This is a genomic window from Pedobacter sandarakinus, from assembly GCF_026240095.1.
GTDB classification, from domain to species: domain Bacteria; phylum Bacteroidota; class Bacteroidia; order Sphingobacteriales; family Sphingobacteriaceae; genus Pedobacter; species Pedobacter sandarakinus.
The window spans coordinates 17390-37731 of sequence record NZ_JAPIVG010000005.1 but is presented as its reverse complement, the minus strand read 5'-3'; the positions used below and the strand labels follow the sequence as shown (position 1 = coordinate 37731).

Annotated in this window: 19 protein-coding genes and 1 riboswitch; of the genes, 9 read left to right on the top strand and 10 right to left on the bottom strand. The window is 42.2% G+C overall.

Annotation, left to right across the window (positions count from 1 at the left end; genetic code table 11):
• Nucleotides 1-25: 25 nt before the first annotated feature.
• From OQ268_RS14005 to OQ268_RS13980, 6 genes are all read right to left on the bottom strand, one after another.
• Nucleotides 26-592: a hypothetical protein gene (locus OQ268_RS14005; RefSeq protein WP_056095298.1), complete on the bottom strand. Its 567-nt coding sequence runs from the start codon at nucleotides 590-592 to the stop codon at nucleotides 26-28.
• Nucleotides 589-819, bottom strand: coding sequence for a hypothetical protein (locus tag OQ268_RS14000; protein ID WP_056095301.1), 231 nt, complete (start codon nucleotides 817-819; stop codon nucleotides 589-591). Before OQ268_RS14000 ends, OQ268_RS14005 begins: the two co-directional genes overlap by 4 nt.
• A 68-nt stretch (nucleotides 820-887) precedes the next feature.
• A complete protein-coding gene (locus OQ268_RS13995) occupies nucleotides 888-1967 on the bottom strand; it encodes an efflux RND transporter periplasmic adaptor subunit (RefSeq protein ID WP_056095304.1) in 1080 nt (359 codons plus the stop codon).
• A gap of 12 nt (nucleotides 1968-1979) precedes the next feature.
• Nucleotides 1980-5201 (bottom strand): efflux RND transporter permease subunit, encoded by a 3222-nt coding sequence (locus OQ268_RS13990; RefSeq protein ID WP_056095306.1) that lies wholly within the window; start codon nucleotides 5199-5201, stop codon nucleotides 1980-1982.
• A 7-nt stretch (nucleotides 5202-5208) separates the two neighbouring features.
• Nucleotides 5209-6600 carry a TolC family protein gene (locus OQ268_RS13985; RefSeq protein WP_056095310.1) on the bottom strand — a complete coding sequence of 464 codons (1392 nt, stop codon included), beginning with the start codon at nucleotides 6598-6600 and terminating at the stop codon, nucleotides 5209-5211.
• 1544 nt (nucleotides 6601-8144) lie between these two features.
• Nucleotides 8145-8381 carry a four-helix bundle copper-binding protein gene (locus tag OQ268_RS13980; protein WP_231459955.1) on the bottom strand — a complete coding sequence of 79 codons (237 nt, stop codon included), beginning with the start codon at nucleotides 8379-8381 and terminating at the stop codon, nucleotides 8145-8147.
• Between the two features lie 329 nt (nucleotides 8382-8710).
• Nucleotides 8711-8779, top strand: a riboswitch (Fluoride riboswitch).
• 42 nt (nucleotides 8780-8821) lie between these two features.
• On the opposite strand from OQ268_RS13980, the gene OQ268_RS13975 reads away from it, so the two are divergent.
• Genes OQ268_RS13975 through OQ268_RS13960 form a run of 4 tightly spaced genes read left to right on the top strand, consistent with a single transcriptional unit; the run spans nucleotide 8822 to nucleotide 12443 of the window.
• Complete coding sequence (locus OQ268_RS13975; protein ID WP_187593151.1) at nucleotides 8822-9370, top strand: phosphatase PAP2 family protein; 549 nt, start codon at nucleotides 8822-8824, stop codon at nucleotides 9368-9370.
• A 9-nt stretch (nucleotides 9371-9379) separates the two neighbouring features.
• Nucleotides 9380-9793, top strand: a complete 414-nt coding sequence (locus OQ268_RS13970; protein WP_008245453.1) for an EamA family transporter — start codon at nucleotides 9380-9382, stop codon at nucleotides 9791-9793.
• Nucleotides 9794-9851: 58 nt separating this feature from the next.
• Nucleotides 9852-11132, top strand: a complete 1281-nt coding sequence (eno, locus tag OQ268_RS13965; RefSeq protein WP_008245454.1) for a phosphopyruvate hydratase — start codon at nucleotides 9852-9854, stop codon at nucleotides 11130-11132.
• 18 nt (nucleotides 11133-11150) lie between these two features.
• Nucleotides 11151-12443, top strand: coding sequence for a voltage-gated chloride channel family protein (locus tag OQ268_RS13960; protein ID WP_265856908.1), 1293 nt, complete (start codon nucleotides 11151-11153; stop codon nucleotides 12441-12443).
• 160 nt (nucleotides 12444-12603) lie between these two features.
• On the opposite strand, the gene OQ268_RS13955 is transcribed toward OQ268_RS13960, so the two are convergent.
• Genes OQ268_RS13955 through OQ268_RS13945 form a run of 3 tightly spaced genes read right to left on the bottom strand, consistent with a single transcriptional unit; the run spans nucleotide 12604 to nucleotide 14432 of the window.
• On the bottom strand, nucleotides 12604-12993 hold the full coding sequence (locus OQ268_RS13955) for a YidH family protein (RefSeq protein ID WP_008245456.1): 390 nt from the start codon (nucleotides 12991-12993) through the stop codon (nucleotides 12604-12606).
• Between the two features lie 40 nt (nucleotides 12994-13033).
• On the bottom strand, nucleotides 13034-13540 hold the full coding sequence (locus OQ268_RS13950; protein WP_056095394.1) for a hypothetical protein: 507 nt from the start codon (nucleotides 13538-13540) through the stop codon (nucleotides 13034-13036).
• Nucleotides 13533-14432, bottom strand: coding sequence for a LysR family transcriptional regulator (locus OQ268_RS13945; protein ID WP_056095397.1), 900 nt, complete (start codon nucleotides 14430-14432; stop codon nucleotides 13533-13535). Before OQ268_RS13945 ends, OQ268_RS13950 begins: the two co-directional genes overlap by 8 nt.
• 144 nt (nucleotides 14433-14576) lie before the next feature.
• Here OQ268_RS13945 and OQ268_RS13940 point away from each other — a divergent pair, with 144 nt between their 5' ends.
• The 5 genes from OQ268_RS13940 (at nucleotide 14577) to OQ268_RS13920 (ending at nucleotide 18942) form a co-directional block, all read left to right on the top strand.
• Entirely contained in the window at nucleotides 14577-15662 is a 1086-nt protein-coding gene (locus OQ268_RS13940; RefSeq protein WP_187593149.1) for a c-type cytochrome, read from the top strand.
• A 19-nt stretch (nucleotides 15663-15681) separates the two neighbouring features.
• Entirely contained in the window at nucleotides 15682-16137 is a 456-nt protein-coding gene (locus OQ268_RS13935) for a DsrE family protein (RefSeq protein ID WP_008245470.1), read from the top strand.
• Nucleotides 16138-16156: 19 nt separating this feature from the next.
• Complete coding sequence (locus OQ268_RS13930) at nucleotides 16157-17077, top strand: molybdate ABC transporter substrate-binding protein (protein WP_056870676.1); 921 nt, start codon at nucleotides 16157-16159, stop codon at nucleotides 17075-17077.
• A gap of 35 nt (nucleotides 17078-17112) precedes the next feature.
• Nucleotides 17113-17838: a substrate-binding domain-containing protein gene (locus OQ268_RS13925; protein WP_265856904.1), complete on the top strand. Its 726-nt coding sequence runs from the start codon at nucleotides 17113-17115 to the stop codon at nucleotides 17836-17838.
• A gap of 117 nt (nucleotides 17839-17955) precedes the next feature.
• Nucleotides 17956-18942, top strand: coding sequence for a YeiH family protein (locus tag OQ268_RS13920; protein WP_008245480.1), 987 nt, complete (start codon nucleotides 17956-17958; stop codon nucleotides 18940-18942).
• A gap of 6 nt (nucleotides 18943-18948) precedes the next feature.
• Here OQ268_RS13920 and OQ268_RS13915 read toward each other — a convergent pair whose 3' ends face one another.
• Nucleotides 18949-20340 (bottom strand): beta-propeller fold lactonase family protein, encoded by a 1392-nt coding sequence (locus OQ268_RS13915; protein WP_056095402.1) that lies wholly within the window; start codon nucleotides 20338-20340, stop codon nucleotides 18949-18951.
• Nucleotides 20341-20342 lie beyond the last annotated feature (2 nt).

The window sequence follows — 20342 nt, the reverse complement described above, 5'->3', positions numbered from 1 at the left end:
AATTTTAGGTTAAATATTTTGCCTATTATTTTTTAGTTCCTGAAATTGCCAGAGCCAAACGAAGTCCAAAAAAGGAAACCTGCCCTCCGCTGCTTTTCCAACCCTCATAACGAAGGCCGAGATCTGCACTATAATGCTTCGAAATTGGAATGCTGGCACCCAAAGTCGGTCCGTAGGCAAAAGAGGTATTCAGCCGGTCTCCAAGAGTATTTGCTGCACCAAGCTCAAGGGCAGCGTAATAGATACCTTCAAAGTAATATTTTGCTCCGACTTTAATTGGAACAACACCATTCATGCTTGTTGGCTCTCCTAAATAATCGAGACGTTTTTTTACCTCATCCCTGTAGCGGAAAGTCATATAGCCCGCAGATCCGGTTAGGTTGAGGTGCTCCGAAACCTTGAATTCCACCTTTGTTGATGCCCCATATCCGTTGACATAAGTTTTAGCCGTCTTACCGGTCGGAAAGCCCATGACAAAGCCTACCGATATCTTGGGGACGGCAGTTTGATCTTGCGCCTTTACCTTTACAGTCATTAATAACAGGAAACAGATCAGAAAAGGTTGAAATGTCCATCCGGCATAGGCACTCATAGGGAGGTCCTGTAAAAAATGTTTAACTCGGCCGCAATGCTTTCCAGGTAAGGGGCAAGCTTAAAATCTCTTGATACAAAGGATATTACCCCTTGTTTTTTACATTCCCAAACCGTCCCAACCAGCTCTCCCTCGATGTAGACCTGGTTGCATCTTTTCTTTGGGACATCTATGCAAATGTGTTTTCCCCCGATTTCAAACTCATGGTTAAATTCTAAATCTTTCATATTTTCCTTTTTTCTTATCTGACTAATAAAAAGATTTGCCGGGCGGCTAATATCCGCCCGGCAATGTTTTATAGCGTCTGACCGCTTTTGATCTCATCGTTCGCGGGCGAAATAATCTCTGTCCCGGCTTTGATGGAACCAAAAATCTCGGTCATCTCTGTTCCCTTCATCCCTTCCTTAATGTCAACGAGCTTGGCTTTACCATTTGCAATTTCCACTACGTACTTCCGTTCTGTAGAACGCACGATAGCAGAATTAGGCACAAGAAGCGAAGTCGCACCGGATTTAAGCGGGATTTCAACCTCGGCATACATGCCGGCCTTCAACCTGTTATCTTTATTGGCCACGTCAACCTCGACGATTTCCTGGCGCATGTTGCCCAGTGAATTTGCAGACCGGCTGATCTTGGCCTGGCGCTGTTCCCCCGGCAGCGCATTGAAGCGGAACTTGACCATCTGGCTTAGGTCCACTTTGTCTACATAATCCTCAGGTATAGAAACTTCAAGCCTCATGTGGGTCAGGTCCTGCAATACCAGCATGGGTAGGTCCGAAGATTTGCCCGCCGACACCAGTGCTCCCGGTGATACATTCCTGTCAACGATCACCCCGTCAAAAGGCGCATATACTTTCAAGTAGTCCTGCATGGTACGTACGGAGGATACATTTGACCGCTCAGCCTCCGCTATGGCCTTATCTCCTTTCATCCTGGAAAGCGCATTATCAAGTTCTAGCGGAGATACCGAACCTTCCTCTTTTGCTGCTTCTTTCAGACGTCTGTATTTCTCACTGCTCGCCGATGCGGTCTCCCGTGCCTGCAGGTAACGGGAATTTGCCGATTGCAATTGTGATTCGAGTTCCGGTGCTTCCAGGGTCATCAGCAGCTGGCCTTTGGTCACCTTAGAACCCAAATCGACCAGTATTGCTTTTACAAAACCATTGGCCTTGGGAAAAATGTTTACCTGGTTGAAAGGCTTGAGCACCCCGGGAATGCGGGTAAAACTGGAAAGGGCCTCTTCTTCGACCTTTGTGGTTTCATATTTGGCTTCCTTGCCGTTTTTTTCGGGACTGATGTTCACGGGCTTCTGGTTTCCGCCACACGCGGCCAGAGTACTTATAATTATTATGATGGGAATGAATCTGGTTTTCATGTTGTTTATCTTTTAAATTCTTGTTTTTCTAGGCATTAGGTTTGGTTCTTTTAAGCTGCTTTTTTTCTGTACCCAGGCGAAAACCTGCGGAAGGATGAAGAGCGCGGCAAGGGTTGAAAAGAATAGCCCGCCAATAACAGCCCTGCCGAGCGGCGCGGTCTGTTCACCGGATTCGCCCAACCCAGAGGCCATCGGGATCATCCCGGCTATCATCGCAAAACTGGTCATCAGGATCGGCCTTAAACGAATCCCGGCACTCACCACTGCCGCCCGGGTAGAATCCTTGTAATCCAGCCTGAGTTTTTCGGCGTTGGTCACGATAAGTATCGCATTGGCCACTGACACCCCGGTGGACATGATCATCCCCATGTAGCTCTGTAGATTGAGGGTCGAGCCTGTAAGCAATAATGCGGTAAGCGACCCAAGGATTACAGCAGGAACGGTCGAAAGAACCGTCAGCGAAAGCTTGAAAGACTGGTAATTGGCCGCAAGCAGCAGGAAGATCACCAATATCGCAAAAGCAAGTCCGCCCTGAAGAGAAGATAGTGTTTCAGTCAACAGGCTCGACATACCTTTCACTTCAGCAGTTAGTCCCTTAGGAGGCGTGCCTACGGACTTTAGTGCCTTTTCTACATCAGCAGTTGCCGTTCCAAGATCCTTTTTATAAATGTTTGCGCTCACGGTCAGAAAGCGTCTTGGCCCGGAGCGGTCATATTCTCCTGGAAGGTAACTGGTATTGAAAGTAGCGATGTCGCCCAGTACCGGACTGCTCTGCCCTTTAACCAAAGGAATTTCTTTGAGCTCATCCATTGTATTCATGACATACTCTGGAACCTGTACCTGTACCTGGTAGGTATAGGCGGTTTTTTCATCGAGCCATTGGTTCTTCTCAGTAAATCGGCTGGATGAGGTACTTGCAGTAACTGACCTTGCGATATCAACCACGTTCAGCCCAAACTGCGCCGCCTTTAATCTATCAAGGGTAATAGAAACCACGGGAATGTGCAGGGGTTGAGCAATCTGGATATCACGGAGGTAATCTATTTTTTTAAGTTTAGAGAGCACCTTATTAGCGTAAGACTCGATCTGGTCCATATCTTTTCCTGCTACTCTGATCTCAATAGGAGTTGCAGCGCCTTGGCTCATAATCTTTTCGGTCATGTCAATCGGCTCAAAGGTGATACGTAGGTCAGGAAGTTTATAAGCGATGTTCTTTCTCAGCGCATCTTTCAGCTCATCCATATTTACCTTATAATCTTCATCAAGGTTCACCTGAAGCACAGCCTCATGGGTACCGGTATTGAAGATATATAAGTTACTTGTTCCGTAACTACTCGGAATAAGCCCAACGTATCCCGAACTAACTGCGATATGGTTATCTACTGTCTGATTGATAATGGAAAGTACCTGCTTAAATTTCTCCTCGGTGCGCTCTAATCTGGTACCGTCCGGCGCTTTGATGCGGATCTGGAACTGTCCGTTATTGAGCTTTGGCATCATATCCTTTCCAATAAAAACAAATCCCAGTCCTGCAAGAGAAATCACCAGAACTAAATAAATCCCGACAATACCTTTTTTCATCGGCATCCACCGCTGGATGATTGCCATAAACCGCACCTTCACCCTTTCAAAGAAATCATTTTTTTCCGGTTCATCCTTTTCATTTTGCAGATGCTTTTCTACCTGCTCTCCTTGCCTCTCGTCCAGGGCCTCTCCTGCATGAGCATGGATCTTACCATGGTCATAGTGCTGGTAACGTTCTTCGTTTATCATCCAGTTGGATAGAATGGGAACTAAGGTCTGGGCCACGATGAAAGAGACAACCATGGTGAAGCCAATCGAAAGGGATAGTGGCAAAAACATCGCCTTTGGTATACCGTTCATCATAAAAGATGGTGCAAATACTGCCAGAATACACAGCAGGATGAGCAGCAGCGGGAATGCGATTTCTTCACAGGCATCGTAAATGGCTTCGCGTTTGGGCTTGCCCATTTCCAGGTGCTGATGGATATTTTCGATCGTCACCGTTGCCTGATCGACCAGGATCCCTATTGCAAGTGCCAGACCGCTCAAGGTCATGATATTTATGGTCTGACCGAACATGCCTAGTAAAAGCACCCCAATTAAAATCGATACCGGAATGGTGATCACCACGATAAGACTGCTTCGCAGATCACGCAGGAATAGCAACACCATTAGGCCCGTTAATAGTGCACCAAGACCACCTTCAGTGATCAGGCTTTTTACCGAGTTGATAACGGCAACAGACTGGTCAAATTCATAAGAGATGTGGACATCGTCCGGCAAGAGGCTCTGCATTTCGGGGATTTTGGCCTTTAAGGACTTTACCACTGACCAAGTCGAGGCGTCTGCTGTTTTGACCACAGGAATATACACAGACCGTTTCCCGTTGATCAATGCATAATCCACGGTAACATCCGCTGCATCGGCAACCCTTGCCACATCCCTTACCAATATTGAAACGCCGTTTTTTGTAGCTATTGGAATGTTGTTGAATTCATCGACCGTTTTAACCAGGGAGTTCATAGAGGTCACCATCATGGTATTGTCCAACCTTAGATTTCCCGAAGGAGACATGACATTGAACTTGGATAAAGCCCCTACCACCTCGTCCGGAGTCAGATTATAACTCCTTAATTTGCTCGGATCTACACTAATGGTAATCGAGCGGGAATTGGCACCGAATGGCGGTGGCGCTGAAAGCCCTGCGACAGAGGAAAACATGGGCCTGATACGCGTTGCCGCCATATCATAGATTTCTTTCAGACTGCGGGATTTGGCCGAGAGTACAAGCTGGCCTACTGGCAGTGAAGAGGCATCAAAGCGGACCACCTGCGGAGGCAAAGCGCCTGGAGGGAAGAACTTCATGGCCCGGTTAACCTGCAAGGCAACCTGGGCAGAAGCCTCTGCCATATTGGTGCTTTCATAAAAACTCAGCTTTAGCATCGTCAAACCCTGAATGTTTTTGGCGGTAATATTCTTAACGCCATTAACATAAAGAAACTGATCCTGTAGACGAGTGGAGAAGAAGCCCTCCATCTGTTGTGGAGACATACCTCCGTAGGATTCAATAACATATATTGTCGGCGAATTAAGCTGGGGGAAAATATCTATTGGGATCTTCAGCGCACTGAGAACTGCAAAGAGCAGTAAACTCGCGGTGATCACCACTGTTGTAATCGGCTTTTTCAGGGCCGAGGTAACCATTGACATATCTTTATTATTTTAATGTGTTTAACAGTGAATCTACTTGGTTGGTGGCGATAGCCTTTTGAAAAAGCGCCCGGATGTACAGATATTTTGCGTTGACAAAATCGGTTTCTGCACGGTAAAGGATGGTCAGGGCTGCATTGAGCTCAATGATGTCGGTCAGCCCGTTCTTATAAAGCGAGAGCTTCTGGCGATACCCTGCGGCCGCTGCCTTTAGCTGGTTTGGTATTTCATCGAGTCTTTTATGCGCGGTACTGATCTCAAGGCCTGCCTGAAGGGCGGCATTTGATAACATTAGCCGCTCCTGCTGTAGTTCCTTTAAGTAAAAATTGCTACTGGCCTTTTGGGTCCTAAGCTTCAACTGACGCCTGCGCAGATCAAATAAGTTATAACTGATCCCTACGCCCACGAGGTAATTTTCCCGTTGCCATTCCAAGCCATTCGAGAGACTGTTGAAATTATCATTGGCATCAATGCTTGATCCCCTTGACCAGGCAGCAGCTTGCAGGCTTACCTTTGGATTATAGGCTTTTTTGACCAGGTTTTCCTTCTCAACGCTGCTTAGATAATTGCTTTTGTAGAAATCAAGCAGCGGATGGCTTGAACTGTCGGTCAACTTTACCGATAGGTTTACCTCAAGCGATTTTAGCCGATCCAGGATCGTACTGTCAGCGACAATACTTTCCGGATTTAGCCCGCTGATTGCTGCAATGTCGAGCTGAACCTGTCTGTAGGTATTGTCCATTTCAATATAGTTCAATCTTGATTTGGAGAGTTCGGCCCCTGCGATACTGGTATCCACACCCGGACGCACACCGCTTCTGGCAAGGGATAAAATCGAACGGTTGATCTGCTCATTGCGACTGATATTGCTTGCTTGAATGGATAGCATGTCCTGAAGCTTTAGTAGACTCAGGTAATCATCAATAGCGATGGCCCTTGTCTGGTATCGGCGCTGGGCAAACTTGGATCGTTCAACGACAAGTTCTGATTTGGCGACTGCATTCTGAGCTTTATAGGCACCAAAATTATAGACCTCCCAATCAAGGGAGACAATACCAAGATTAGTAAGTGTAGCCTTGGTAGTGCTTTCAGTCCTAACACCTCTGGAATTGGAAGGAACAATACCAAAGGCCATGTATGGCCCTGCAACATTATTGTTTGAGCCCAGATCTGCCTGATAATTAAGCTTCAGATTTGGAAGGGCATTCGCCGCGGTCTCTCTTAACTGGGCGGCACGTATATCAACTGTTGCTGAATCAGCGGCCAGTGAAGGTGAAAAAGCGGTCACGTGATCGATCAGATCAACGATCCCGATGGGCTTTGGGGAGGTTTGGGCATGGCTTTCCAGCCCCATATATAAAAGTGGGAACAAACAGAAAATCTGTTTAATACGGATCATGTCTTTAAATTAAAATTTAAGGAAAAAGATTTGACGGACGTCTTGGACAGGAAACACGGTGATTAACCGGCCGTCGTCACTTCATCATTTGAAGGACCTGTCAATAAAAGAAAATTGAGATAAATCTCAGATCCGAAAGACCTGGTTGGAAATATAAATTGGGACTGATCCGGCAATCCTGTATCTGATCTCAAGAAAATACCTGTTTAGGTTAGAGGCTAAAAGCGAAAGCCCCAAAAATAAGATGACGCCGATAAGAAAAGCTTCCAAAACAGGAAGCACGGTTTTCTTGCGTTCATCAAGGATACACTTAAATTGTCTGGTAATTTTTGAATCCTTTCCAAGCGGAGAAAAGCTACCTTTGTACTGCGCAGCTGATTTTATTCCCCGGGCGGACTCTAAAAGGGAGAGGTTGGATAAAAAAAAGATATTGCCCAAAGAGATAATCAGGTACAGCAAGACGACTCCAATTATAGAGCAATTTGGTACCTGCTTAACTTTCAAACCCTTCAAATTTAACAACCTAAATATATAGGCGCTAAAATCTGCATTAATCTAAAAAGATGAGAGGATAAACCGCAACAAAACCGTTACAAAATATCAACAAATATTAGGTTACGATATTTCTCACCCTACTTTCGATTGTCATCGAATAATTTCTTTTTCCTATACTGTCCCTCCATCTTGTTGTTCAAAACTTTATCAAAATTAACCACAGCTTCACAATGCTCAAAAAGGGTCGAACTTCCGCGGGTTGACCCTACTAAGTGGCAATATGAGGCATCTAAAAAGTATGCCTCTTATTTTTTAAACATTAAGAACTTGAAAATAAGTCACTTACAATAGATTAAATTGAATTTTTCGGTTCGAACTTTTTAGAATTTTCCCTAAAATTAAGATATACCGCAACTATTTATAAAACACCAATTGTCTAGACATCAGTGTTGAACTCCATAAACTGCTATCTAATTAGCCAAATAAGCATGTGGATCAGTTTCAATTGCGAACATCGATCAGCTTGAATATTATTCAATTATAGGATAAACGGGGGGAAATCCGTTTGGTCTAAATTTTTTTACAATTATGCGCAAATGCCATGTAGCTTGCATTTAATTTAGAAGGTACATACCCTCGGTTTAACAACGTGATTGATTTAACACCGCCATTGAAATGAAATTTGTATTTTTTGTTTTTTGAAATAATTTGATGAAGCGGGAATTGAAAGTTCATGCATTATTTAATGCATTCCTCAACTCGCATCTAGCCTTCATTTTCATAGAATTCGAATTATCAAGTACTCATCATCAAAAACTGAAATTCTTATTTGAATAATGGAATGAGTTTATGAGAATCATATCCTAAAAAACCCATTTTTTTAAGGCTAGAGAAAGGACATACCAAGAACAACCTCAAACCTTGGTAAATATCAAATAATGAGGGAATAATGAAAATAAAATGAATGGAATAAATTTGCCTATTTATAAAAATGAAAGGGCAACTAGAATGCTGCCCTTAATCAATTAATGCTCACGGTGATTGGCATCTTAAGCAGCTACTCCTGTCATTCTTCTGCATTCTTCCGCACAAGCCTTACAAGCATCTGCACATTCCTGACAATGCTGGGTATGATGATTACTACACTCATCTCCGCATTGCTGGCAAATATCTGCGCAAATACGGCAAATGTCTTGAGCAAAAGAGCTACCCATACTCATCAATTGAGCGGCAGAGTAGCAGATGGCTGCACATTGCATATCAAGCTCAATACACCGCGCCATCATTTTCACGTCTTCTTCCTGAGTGCATGAACTTGCACAATGATTGCAAATTGAAGCACACTTTAAGCATGCATCAATACAGTTTTTCCATTCATGGTATCCCATAACTTTAATTTTTTAGGGTTATAAAAAAAATTCCTATATAGATAACATGGTTATTTCCAGGCGGTTTCATTTTGTTTAAGAAAAGCTTTAATCCCGTGATATGATGCTTGTTTAAACGGTAGAAGAATAAGAAACTGGTTCTCGTATTCAAATAAGGAGGAATAGTGATAAATTAAATTCTCAACACCTACTTTAAGATTTTGCACATCATTTTATTAGTATTATATTTGCAATACGGAAATGGTGTCCTTCCGATTCAACCGCTTTTTTCAAAAGCTGATGGCGCCTACAATAGAAATTCCAGCAGGTAATAAAATCTGCCGGTCAAAGTATTGTAGGTGAAAAAATTAAAAATAAATTCTCAACTCTTATTGCTGGCAGCTATCTTAATTGCGCTTGTCTTACTTTGTCTGTCTGCCAAAGTGAGATCAGTGTTAGCAATGGTCCTGCCGGTTGAAACTGAATGGTTCTTGTGGATAAATCAGCACCATAATGCATTCTGGGATACGATCATGTACTGGGCCAGTGATAAGCGTTTTTGGCTTCCTTTTTATGCCTTCATTATTTATTGCCTCTTCCAGAATTTCTGCAAAAAAATTTGGCAGGTTCTTATTACCATTGCGCTACTAGTTGCTAGTGCAGATCAGATTGCTTCAGGACTGATTAAAAACACCGTTAAGCGTCTACGCCCTTCCCATGAACCGAATCTAACTACGATCATTCATTTAAGTAAAGCAGGTGCGGGTGGGATGTATGGATGGCCATCCGCTCTTTCATCACCTATCTTCAAAAGCATTCTTTCCGCTGGTTCGGCATTTACCGGATCATTGCCGGAGCAACGGTTCTTGTACTCATTACTTTGGAATTATTCAATAACGGAAAATTAACATAAAACTATGTGGTGGATCTACGCGCTATTATCAGCTTTCTTTGCTTCCCTTACGGCCATCTTTGCAAAAGTCGGCGTAACCAATGTCAATTCTGATTTGGCTACTGCCATACGAACGGTGGTAATACTGATTGTAGCCTGGGGGATCGTAATGGCCAGAGGCGAACTTAAAGGAATTACGGAACTGTCAAAGCATAACCTGCTATTTCTTTTTTTATCTGGCCTTGCCACCGGCTTGTCCTGGATATTCTACTACAAGGCTTTGCAGATCGGGAAAGTGTCCCAGGTCGCCCCTGTTGATAAGTTGAGTGTTGCCCTAACTATTATACTTGCAATGGTGTTCCTGAAAGAAGCTCTTACCCTGAAAGTATTCTTTGGTGCCCTGCTGATCATTGGGGGAACACTGGTTTTGATCTTTTGAGAAACTCAATTATTTGTAAGCAACCGAAATACTAAAAATCAATATAAAACAAAAAACTATGAAATTAACTAAAATTCATGCCCGTGAAATTTTGGATTCCAGGGGCAATCCGACAGTAGAAGTAGAAGTCACTCTTAACGGAACAACAGCAAGGGGTATTTCTCCATCCGGGGCAAGTACGGGTGAAAAAGAAGCCGTAGAGCTTAGAGATGGTGATCCAGAGCGCTATAATGGTAAAGGCGTGGAAAAAGCAGTAAAAGGGATTAACGTCGAAGTCGGCAAATCAGTCACCGGCTTATCCTTTGAGGGTCAGCAGGCCTTCGATGATCATATAATTGGTCTGGATGGAACCGAGAATAAATCAAGGCTCGGCGCAAATGCGATGCTTGCGGCCTCAATCGCCTTCGCCCGGGCTTCGGCCGTTGCAAAAGGGATTCCCTTGTATAGGCAGCTAGTGGAAAGGGAAGGTTACGTAATGCCCGTACCGTGCATGAATGTCATTAATGGGGGAAGGCATTCTGATAACAACATCGATTTTCAGGAATTTATGATTGCCCCTCATAACGCCCCCTCGTTTAAGGAAAGTATCCGTATGGGCGAAGCTGTTTTTCATTCCCTGAGAAGTCTGCTAAAAGCGAAAGGCTATTATACCGGAGTTGGTGACGAAGGTGGGTTTGCGCCAAATCTGAGTTCTAATGAGGAAGCCGTCCAAATCATCATGGAAGCGATACATATTGCCGGTTTTGCTCCAGGCAAGGATATTTCCCTTTGTCTTGACCCAGCGACCAGCGAAATGTGGAATAATGGAAAATATGAATTTTATAAAAGTTCTAAAGAACGGATCACAACAGATGAAATGATTGGCTTTTGGGAAGGATGGTTAAAAGAGTACCCAATTATCCTGTTGGAAGACGGGTTGGGCGAAAACGATTGGGAGGGATGGAAAAAGCTGACCAGCCTTTTGGGAGACAAAGTGGAATTGGTTGGAGATGATATATTCTGCACCAACCCGAGTATTATCCAGCAGGGAATCGACCAGGGCATTGCAAACAGCGTACTGATTAAATTGAACCAGATCGGTACAGTTTCCGAAACGCTAAAGGCCGTAGAACTAGCCCAAAAAAACGGTTACAATTGCTTTATTTCTCACCGCAGTGGTGAAACTGAAGACACGACAATTGCGGATCTGGTTGTCGCTACCGGTGCGGGGCACATCAAAACAGGAAGTGGCTGCCGCTCTGAAAGGGTATCTAAATTTAACCAGTTGCTTCGGATAGAAGAAGAACTTGGTGATAGGGCATCATTTGCAGGAATCAATACTTTTTATAAAAAATTATAAATCAGCCGCTAACCTACAATGAAACATAATAAATTTTTATTTGAACACCTTTCGGTTTTTAAATATGCGGTTCGATGGACGCTGCTTATACTTCCTGTTGCCATTGCAATAGGAAGTATGGTTGCCTTGTTCCTTTGGCTGCTAGGCTGGGCCATTCACTTTCGCTTTCAGCATACCTGTCTCATTTTTCTGCTACCTTTAGCAGGTATTGTGATCCACCTGATTTATCAGTCAGTTGGTAGGTCCTCAGAAAAAGGAAATAACCTGATCATGGATGAAATCCATAGGCCGGGTGGTGGAGTGCCCAGGCAGATGGCGCCAGTAATCTTAATAACTACAGTGATTACCCATTTGTTTGGCGGATCGGCTGGAAGAGAGGGAACCGCGGTACAAATCGGAGGAAGCATCGCAGGAATGTTTAGCCGCTGGTTTAAGCTAAATGAGGTAGACACCAAGATGCTCCTTACCGCGGGAATTGCAGCCGGGTTTGGGGCGGTGTTCGGAACACCGCTCACCGGTGCCATATTTGCAATGGAAGTTCTGGCCATTGGAAGAATAGAGTACAAGGCTTTACTTCCCGCATTAATTGCCAGCGTGCTTGGTGATCTTACTGTCTCTGCCTGGGGCATCCATCATACCGCTTATCACATCGATCACATAGAGAAAAGTGCCTACTTTCTATCTGAATACCTGCCGGTAAACCTACTCCTGCTTAGTAAGGTTATTCTAGCATCCACATTGTTTGGTCTGGCCAGCTACCTGTTTGCTGTAATGGTGCATGAGATCAAGGCCTTTTTTTCTAAAGTATGTAAGATCCAGTGGCTTATTCCTGTTATCGGTGGTCTGATTATTATAGGCTTGACTTACGCCATCGGGAAACCGGATTACTTAAGTTTGGGCGTGGATAGCGAATACCAAGGAGCCGTTACAATTCCCTCTGCTTTTCAGCCTGGTGGAGCAGATACTTGGAGCTGGTTATGGAAGACCATTTACACAACTTTAACATTAGGAACTGGATTTAAAGGTGGTGAGGTAACGCCTTTGTTTTATATTGGCGCAACATTAGGCAATGCACTTTCGACCTTATTAAATGCTCCAGTTAGTTTGTTTGCTGCCCTTGGATTTATTGCTGTTTTTGCTGGTGCAACGAATACACCCCTTGCCTGTACGATTATGGGTATAGAACTTTTTGGTAGTGAATACACCATGTTTTTTGCGGTAGCCTGTTTTACAGCCTATTTTTTCAGTGGCCATTCAGGTATATATTCTTCACAGCGTATTGCGGTACCCAAAATATTTACGGGAACATAAAATATTGACTTATCCTGTTCCTGTGGATTATCATAAAGAGGTGAAATTTTTATAAGATCCTTGACCAATGCAATCAGCAATTTATATCAAAAAGCAACGCTATATCGACCGCTTTCCTTCCTCTCTTTTCTAAAGCATCAAGTACAGATGATTTAACTGCCTATGTTGTTTTAATAAGGTAGAGCAGTAAAAGTATACTAGCTATGAAAACTAAAGCGGTTAAAACTTTAACAAAAAGTGTTGAATGGTAATACACCCCCTGATTCAATTGTTCTTTCGTTGAATTATATCTTAAGTAAGAACAAATGATAGTAATTGCTCCCAGGGCAACTAGAAAAATCCCGATAATGCGGGAATCTCCGGTTTGGTGCAGGGGCACTTTACTCCCCAGTGCGGCACTGATCTGCTTGATAAATAGCGAGAATTTCATCACCACGAAGCCAAATCCCATGATACCAATACTGGTTCTGATCCAGGCCAAAAATGTTCTTTCATTAGCCAAATGGTCTCCTGCATGCTGTTTGGTGTTTTCCTGATCTTGAATTTTCATCTTGTTCTGTATCGGTATATTACAGCAATATATTTGCATGTTATGTCAATATCGATGCCAGTTTGGAGATGATAACCCTGGTATCCCGGATGCAAGTAAGCCTGTTTGATTCAGTGCCGGCAGGATAGCAGGTAACTGCAATTTCTTCGATAAACGATAAGCCTGATAGGTCAATAGATTCTTTAACCTCTTGTTCAATGCTTTTCATTAGGATCATGATTAATCGGGGTTGATATGTTCTGATTTTATGAGCTAATTGCTCTATTCCCCCCTGCCTCTGGTTTTTTCTGATTTTAACTGACGATTTATCAATAGGTGTACAAGTTAGATGTTCCAAAAAGCATCCCGTGCCTTTAAAGAACTGCAAAAAATCTTCTACAGATTTAAAATCGCCAAATACCTCACTAAATGCAAGATAAATTGTTCGAAACAGATTAGTATTTCCCAGGTAAAAATGTTTATCGTCACCTCCAGGAGCTTCAGAAACAAAGAGCAGCAGCACTTTAGCTGGCTGATATTGCCTCGAAATTTCGGTAACACTATACATTATAGTTGTAGCTTTTAGCGAAGCGCATAAATAGTTCCGCCAGAGCGTCCTGCTGACCATGAAGCTGAATGAAATGAAACGGCCTTTCGATAACCATATCCTTGATATCTATGATGCGGCATTCATTATTCTTGAGCTCTTTCAATATGGAGTGGATAGATAAAAAAGCCAGGCATTTGCTGTGAATCAAATAGGATTTAATGCTTTCGGTACTACCTAACTGCATTTCTATATTTAAGTCCCCCACCTTTATCTGGTGTGCTTTTAAAGCATATGCAATAACATCTAGTGTACCAGAACCAGGTTCACGAAGTAATAAATCATAATCCTTCAACTCATTCGGTTTGATCATTTCCTTTTTCATGGCATAATTGTGACCAGAACACACCAGCACCAGCTCGTCTTTTAGATATTGTTCGTATTTAATCTGTGGGTTCCGGGAGATGCCTTCAATGATTCCAAAATCTATTTCCTTAGCAATCAAACGCTGCTCTACATCTTCTGTGTTTCCGGTAACCAGTTGAATTTGTATATCCTTAAACTTATTGTGAAACTGTGCCAATACAGGTGGAATGATATATTGTGCCACAGTACTGCTGGCACCAATCCTCAATATTCCTTTATGCTGTTTAGTAAGTAGATTCATATCATATTCCAGTTCCCGGTAAGTTCCAAAAATCTGTTCTGCGTAATGCAACAATAATTCGCCGGCTGGGGTGAGGCTGATTTTTTTGTTTCCACTGCGTTCAAATAATGACATTTTGAACTCCTGCTCTAATTCTTTAATGTGTTTGGTTACAGCAGGCTGACTGATAAATAACTCTGCCGAGGCCTTTGTAAAATTCAGCCTTTTAGCGACAGCATAAAATACTTGCAAACGGAAATCTATCATACACGGTTTTAGTAGATAACCTAAGATACAAACAATTTGTTTCAACGGGTACTGACATCATAACCTTACGTTATCATCAATAACTTTTTATGCTTTTTCTGATGAGTAGAATAAATGCACATTTGTAACAGAAAAATATTGGTTATGAATAAGGAATCAACAGAAAAAGAAATCAGACAAGCACTTATATATACAGCCAGGACAACGGCTATCATTGCGTTTCTATTTGTTGCTTGTGGAACCATTTTCATCTGCACTTTATTTTTTAATGGGCAGCCAGATGTAGTGACAGCAAAAACCAAACAGGATGTGGAAACCGGTATAGCTGCTGTTAACGTCAAAAGCCAGGTTGTACCTGCTGATGCCTGGAAAGCGCCTGATGAAAATACGATTCCGGCGGACACCAAGTACGGCCAGATGATCAGGTATGGCAAAGAATTAATAGCACATACGAGCAAATATTTTGGGCCAAATGGATCCATAGCCCGTATTACAAATGGTATGAATTGTCAGAATTGTCACCTCGAGGGTGGAACCAAACTGTTCGGAAATAATTATGCTGGTTTTATTTCCAGTTTTCCTAAAATGAGTGGCAGATCAGGAAAGGTTGAACCTGCATCGGCACGTATTGCAGAGTGCTTCAATCGAAGTCTTGCAGGCAAAGTACCAGACGAATCTAGTAAAGAGATACAGGCAATGCTGGCTTATATGAAATGGCTTGGAACAGGTGTAAAAAAAGGGGAGAAAGTGTTTGGAACGGGAACCGAAAAATTAAAATTCCTGGATAGGGCAGCGAATGTCAAACATGGAGCGATTTTATATACCAGTAAATGTCAAAGTTGTCATGGTGCAAATGGTGAGGGAATACTCGATGAAGACAAACTAACTTATGTTTATCCGCCATTATGGGGCAAACACAGCTACAATGATGGCGCAGGGATGTATAGACTCAGTAACTTTGCGGGGTTCGTAAAGAACAATATGCCATATGGTGCCAGATATGGAGATGCGCGGTTAAGTGATGAGGAGGCCTGGGATCTCGCTGCTTTTGTGAACTCACAGCCAAGACCACATAAAGATCAGGGAAAAGATTACCCTGATTTGTTAAAAAAACCTTTTGATGCGCCATACGGACCATATGCCGACAAATTTTCTGAAAATCAACATAAGTATGGTCCATTTGCACCAATTGTAACCTCCGAAAAACAAGTAAAACTAACAACTAAATAAATCATCAAAATCTAAAATCATGAAAAAAATAACCTTAATCTGTACATTATTTTTGCTGATCGCAGCAACCTCGGCCACTTTTGCCCAAGCTACACCTGCTAATTTTACAGGGGCAAAAGCCACCCTGAAAAATTATAAGGCACTGTATGTAATCAATAACGGTGATGAGAAAAAGATTGCAGGAACACTTCGAAACCTAAAAAATGCACTCGACGATCCCAGGTTAAAAGGGAAAATCAATGCAGAACTTATTGCCTTTGGAGATGGCGTAGCTGTTTACCAGAAGAACGGATCTTTTGAAAAAACATTGTTAGAACTGCAATCCAGAGGAGTAATTCTTGCACAATGTGAAAATACCGTCAGAGAAAGGAAAATCGAAAAAAATACCTTATTTGATTTTATCAGTTATGTACCCAGCGGCAATGGTGAAATCATCATCCGTCAATATCAGGGATGGGCAGTTGTACATCCTTAAACCAAATAATTAGAAAATCATGAAATATATAAATCACACCTTTTTAGCCACAGTTGCATTTTTATTGCTTTGTGGAAATGTTAAGGCCCAGGATCATCGCTTTGATCCGCCCTGGAATACTCCACCTGAAAGTAAAGTTCAGTTCACAGTACCTGGAGTAGACAATGTGCCTGATCTTTTTGGAGACATTAATGATCCCCAACTGGTGGTTTTCTTTGCCGGTAACCAGTTTATGTGCATTGACGAATTAATTGCAGCCTTTAAAAAGTCATATCCACATTATCAGCGGGTATTTGCCGAAACGCTTCCCCCAGGCATTTTAGCCCAACAAATAAAAACCGGTAGCATTGTGGTGGGCAACATGAGAATTACCTTAAAGCCGGATGTTTATACAGCTGGTAAGAACCGGATAGACATGACCCCTGAATGGTTTAGCAAAACGACTTTATATGCTAGAAACAGGTTGGCAATCATGGTCCAAAAGGGAAATCCGAAGGCATTGAAGTCACTCAAAGATTTAGCAAATAAAGAGCTGAGGATCAGTATGCCCAATCCAGAGAATGAAGGGATCGGTAAACGTATTGAAGAAGCCTATGTGAAAGCTGGAGGGGAAACATTAAAATCTACCATCATGGAAGATAAAGTTAAAGATAAGACTACTTATCTTACCATGATCCATCATCGCCAATCACCAATGAGGATCCTATACAACGAAAGTGACGCCGCTCCAGTATGGTATACTGAGGCCTACTATCAGAAAATGATTGGCCATCCTGTTGAGCTCATTGAAATTCCTGAAAAAGAGAATATCCATGCGCAATATATAGCGGGACAGTTAAAAGATGCGCCACATCCGGCCGCTGCAAAAGATTTTATGGATTTTTTGATCAGTCCGCAGGCTGCTGCCATCTACAAAAAGTTTGGTTTTGATTTACCTTAAACATAAACACAATGAAAAATATATTTTTAACCATATTGTCAGTCGTTGCTGTAGTGACCATTGGGAATGCACAAATCCCAAACGATACTTTATATGTCTATGGTCCCGGTGGGCCGCTCGGACCGATCAATGAATGTGCGAAGGTTTTTGGAAAGCAGCATGATATCGTAATTAAAGTCACTGCCGGGCCAGATAATGAATGGATGCCGGATGCAATGAAACATGCAGATCTGTTCTTTGGAGGAGCAGAATACATGCTTTCAAAATTCATGTCTGACCACCCAAACATGATAGTGGCGAACTCTCGGACAGAGTTATATAAACGTGCGGCAGCGATCCTGGTACGGCCCGGCAATCCTAAAAACATCAAAAATCTGGGCGATCTCTGTAAACCAGGTGTGAAAATTCTTGATGTGAATGGGGCTGGGCAAATGGGGCTTTGGGAAGATTTGGCAGGTCGACAAGATCTGATTGCAAACATACAGCAGCGTATAGCAGGTACATTTGCAAATTCGGCATTGGGTATTGCTGCATGGAAAAATGATCCTCAATATGATGCCTGGATAACATTTGGCTCCTGGCATAACCGTTTACCAGACCTCACCTCAATGGTTAGGATTCCTGTTACACAAACAGTCTATAGAGGTACACCTGTAGTGAGGGGTAGCACTGGTACGCATAAGTCGGAAACTGAGGATTTTATCAAGTTTATGCAATCCGATAAAGGACATCTCATTTTCAAAAAATGGGGTTGGGAATAAATAATGTCTAAAAACTTATCTTCTATAACATGAAGTTATGGAAGATAAGTTTTAATGATTTGATCGGGGTTTATTAGTTATGGATCTTTGAATTAGAAAATAAAGACAATCAAAATTATGACACAAATCAAAGACAATTCAAATTCTTCTAAAATAAAGGCGGGTAACCTGCTAAACTTAAATTTAAACACCCGTAAAATTATCTTCATCCTGGCAGTTTTGCTGTGCCTCTTTCCATTTATGTCGCCTCCTTTAGCCTTATTGCTAGGATTAGTATTGGCGCAACTAATGGAACATCCCTATCTGCATTTAAATCACAAGGCCACAAACCTGCTGCTAAAAATTTCTGTTGTCGGGCTAGGATTTGGAATGAATGTATTCAGTGCAATGAAAGCAGGAAAAGAAGGCGTACTGTTTACCGTAGTTTCTATTTTCGGAGTGCTTATCATTGGTTTTATCCTGGGAAAAGTATTTAAAATAGAACGTAAAACATCTTTTTTGATATCAGCTGGAACGGCGATCTGTGGTGGAAGTGCTATTGCTGCATTGTCGCCTGTAATGAACGCAGAAGAAAAACAGATCTCCGTTGCAATGGGTACTGTTTTTATACTCAACTCGGTGGCCTTATTTCTTTTCCCCGCTATCGGACATGCGCTTAACTTGTCACAGTCACAATTTGGTATGTGGTGTGCCATTGCTATTCACGATACCAGTTCTGTTGTTGGGGCAGCCAGTAAATATGGTGAACAAGCACTACAGATAGCCACAACTGTTAAGTTAGCCAGAGCACTATGGATTGTTCCCGTAGCGTTTGGTACATCTTTCCTGTTCAAAAGCAACAATAGCAAAGTTAGTATACCCTATTTTATAGGGCTATTTATCCTGGCAATGATCGCCAACACCTACTTACCTTTTATTAAGCCTTTTGCGCCCTACTTTGTAGCATTAGCAAAAGCAGGCTTAACTTTAACCTTGTTCCTGATAGGAAGCGGACTCTCATTTACTATCTTGAAAGCAGTGGGGATAATGCCACTGTTACAAGGCGTAATTTTATGGATAGTAATTTCAAGTGCTGCATTATGGGCAGTTATATCTTTGGTTTAAAATACATTAGTTACTGATCATCACCAGCTTTTTTGAAAGATCATCAATAAGAACCACATGTTTATAATCGGCGCCACCTGTTCCTACACTCTTAATTATCCCCGAGGATTGACCGCTAAAAGCTCCTTTTTCATCGGTCTTAAAAGAATTGATGACATAATCTGCGTTAAACGTATCATTTGAGGAGTTGGTTAACGCTAAAGTATACGAAGTATTTGGCTCGAGTTTTTTAAAGTCCTGTTGGACAAGATCAGTCAAGCCTACGCTTCTTACGTTTAGCATGCCTGATGACATTGAATTATCCTTATTCATCAATTTAATCACCTGACTTTTGTCTGCAAGATTAAGCGGGGTTAAATTTTCTTTTGAGGCATTTGCAGGGCTGGCATTAGCGGCGTACAACAATGCTTGCGGACATTGTCCAATAGCAATGGTTTTTACAACGGCCATTTTTACCAGATCAACCACTTGTACCTGGTCATCATTTTCTAATCCGACATATGCAAATTTACCATCTGCCGAAGTCCAGACGCCATGTGGCAATGATCCTGTCGCAACGCTATCAGTAAGCTTGAAATCTTGTGAAACACTAAATACTTTTAAGCTGTTTTCTCCGCCAATGGTTGCCAGCATCACAGGTGAATCATTAACTAAAGTAAAAGTGACATGGTTGGTAATTGGACCTGTATTTAGTACTGTATGTATCGTATTTGTCTCCGTGCTGATGACAGTGATCTTCCCTACATCCTTATGTGTCAATGCAATCCATTTCCCATCAGGACTACAGAATATATTTGGAGAAAATGGACTAACTACTGGAATACGCTTTACAATAGCATAAGAAGTTGCATTCACTACATCCACTTCTGCAGTAAAGCTGGAACAAATATAAGCCCATTTTCCATCTGGAGTAAAAGCAACCATTCCCGGGCCGTCGGCTACTGGAATTTGCTTGATTTCAATCAGTTTATTTGCATCAATTACGCTGATATACGATTCTCCTCTTACCGATATCCATGCCTGTGATCCTGAAGGGTTAAAGGTTGCCTCATGCGGTGAACGTCCGATATAAACAGTTTTTAAAACTTTATTTTTTGCTGTTGAAATAAAGGTTACTGAATTTGATCCAATGGAAACCGCTGCTAGTAATTGCCTTTTAGGGGAATAACCCAGGCCATGAACCAGGGCCTGTCCCTTATATAGAGGACTTAAGATATCAGGTTGGGGTTTACCAAGAACAATATTTCCTAATAGCGTTTGTGTTGAGGGATCTAAGACAGAAACCGTATTAGATATCTGATTGCCTGTATAAACCCTGTCTTGGGCATAGATTGATTGTGCTTTTGATTGTAGGGCAAAACTGAATATTAATAGCGTAAACAAGGATATCTTTTTCATAT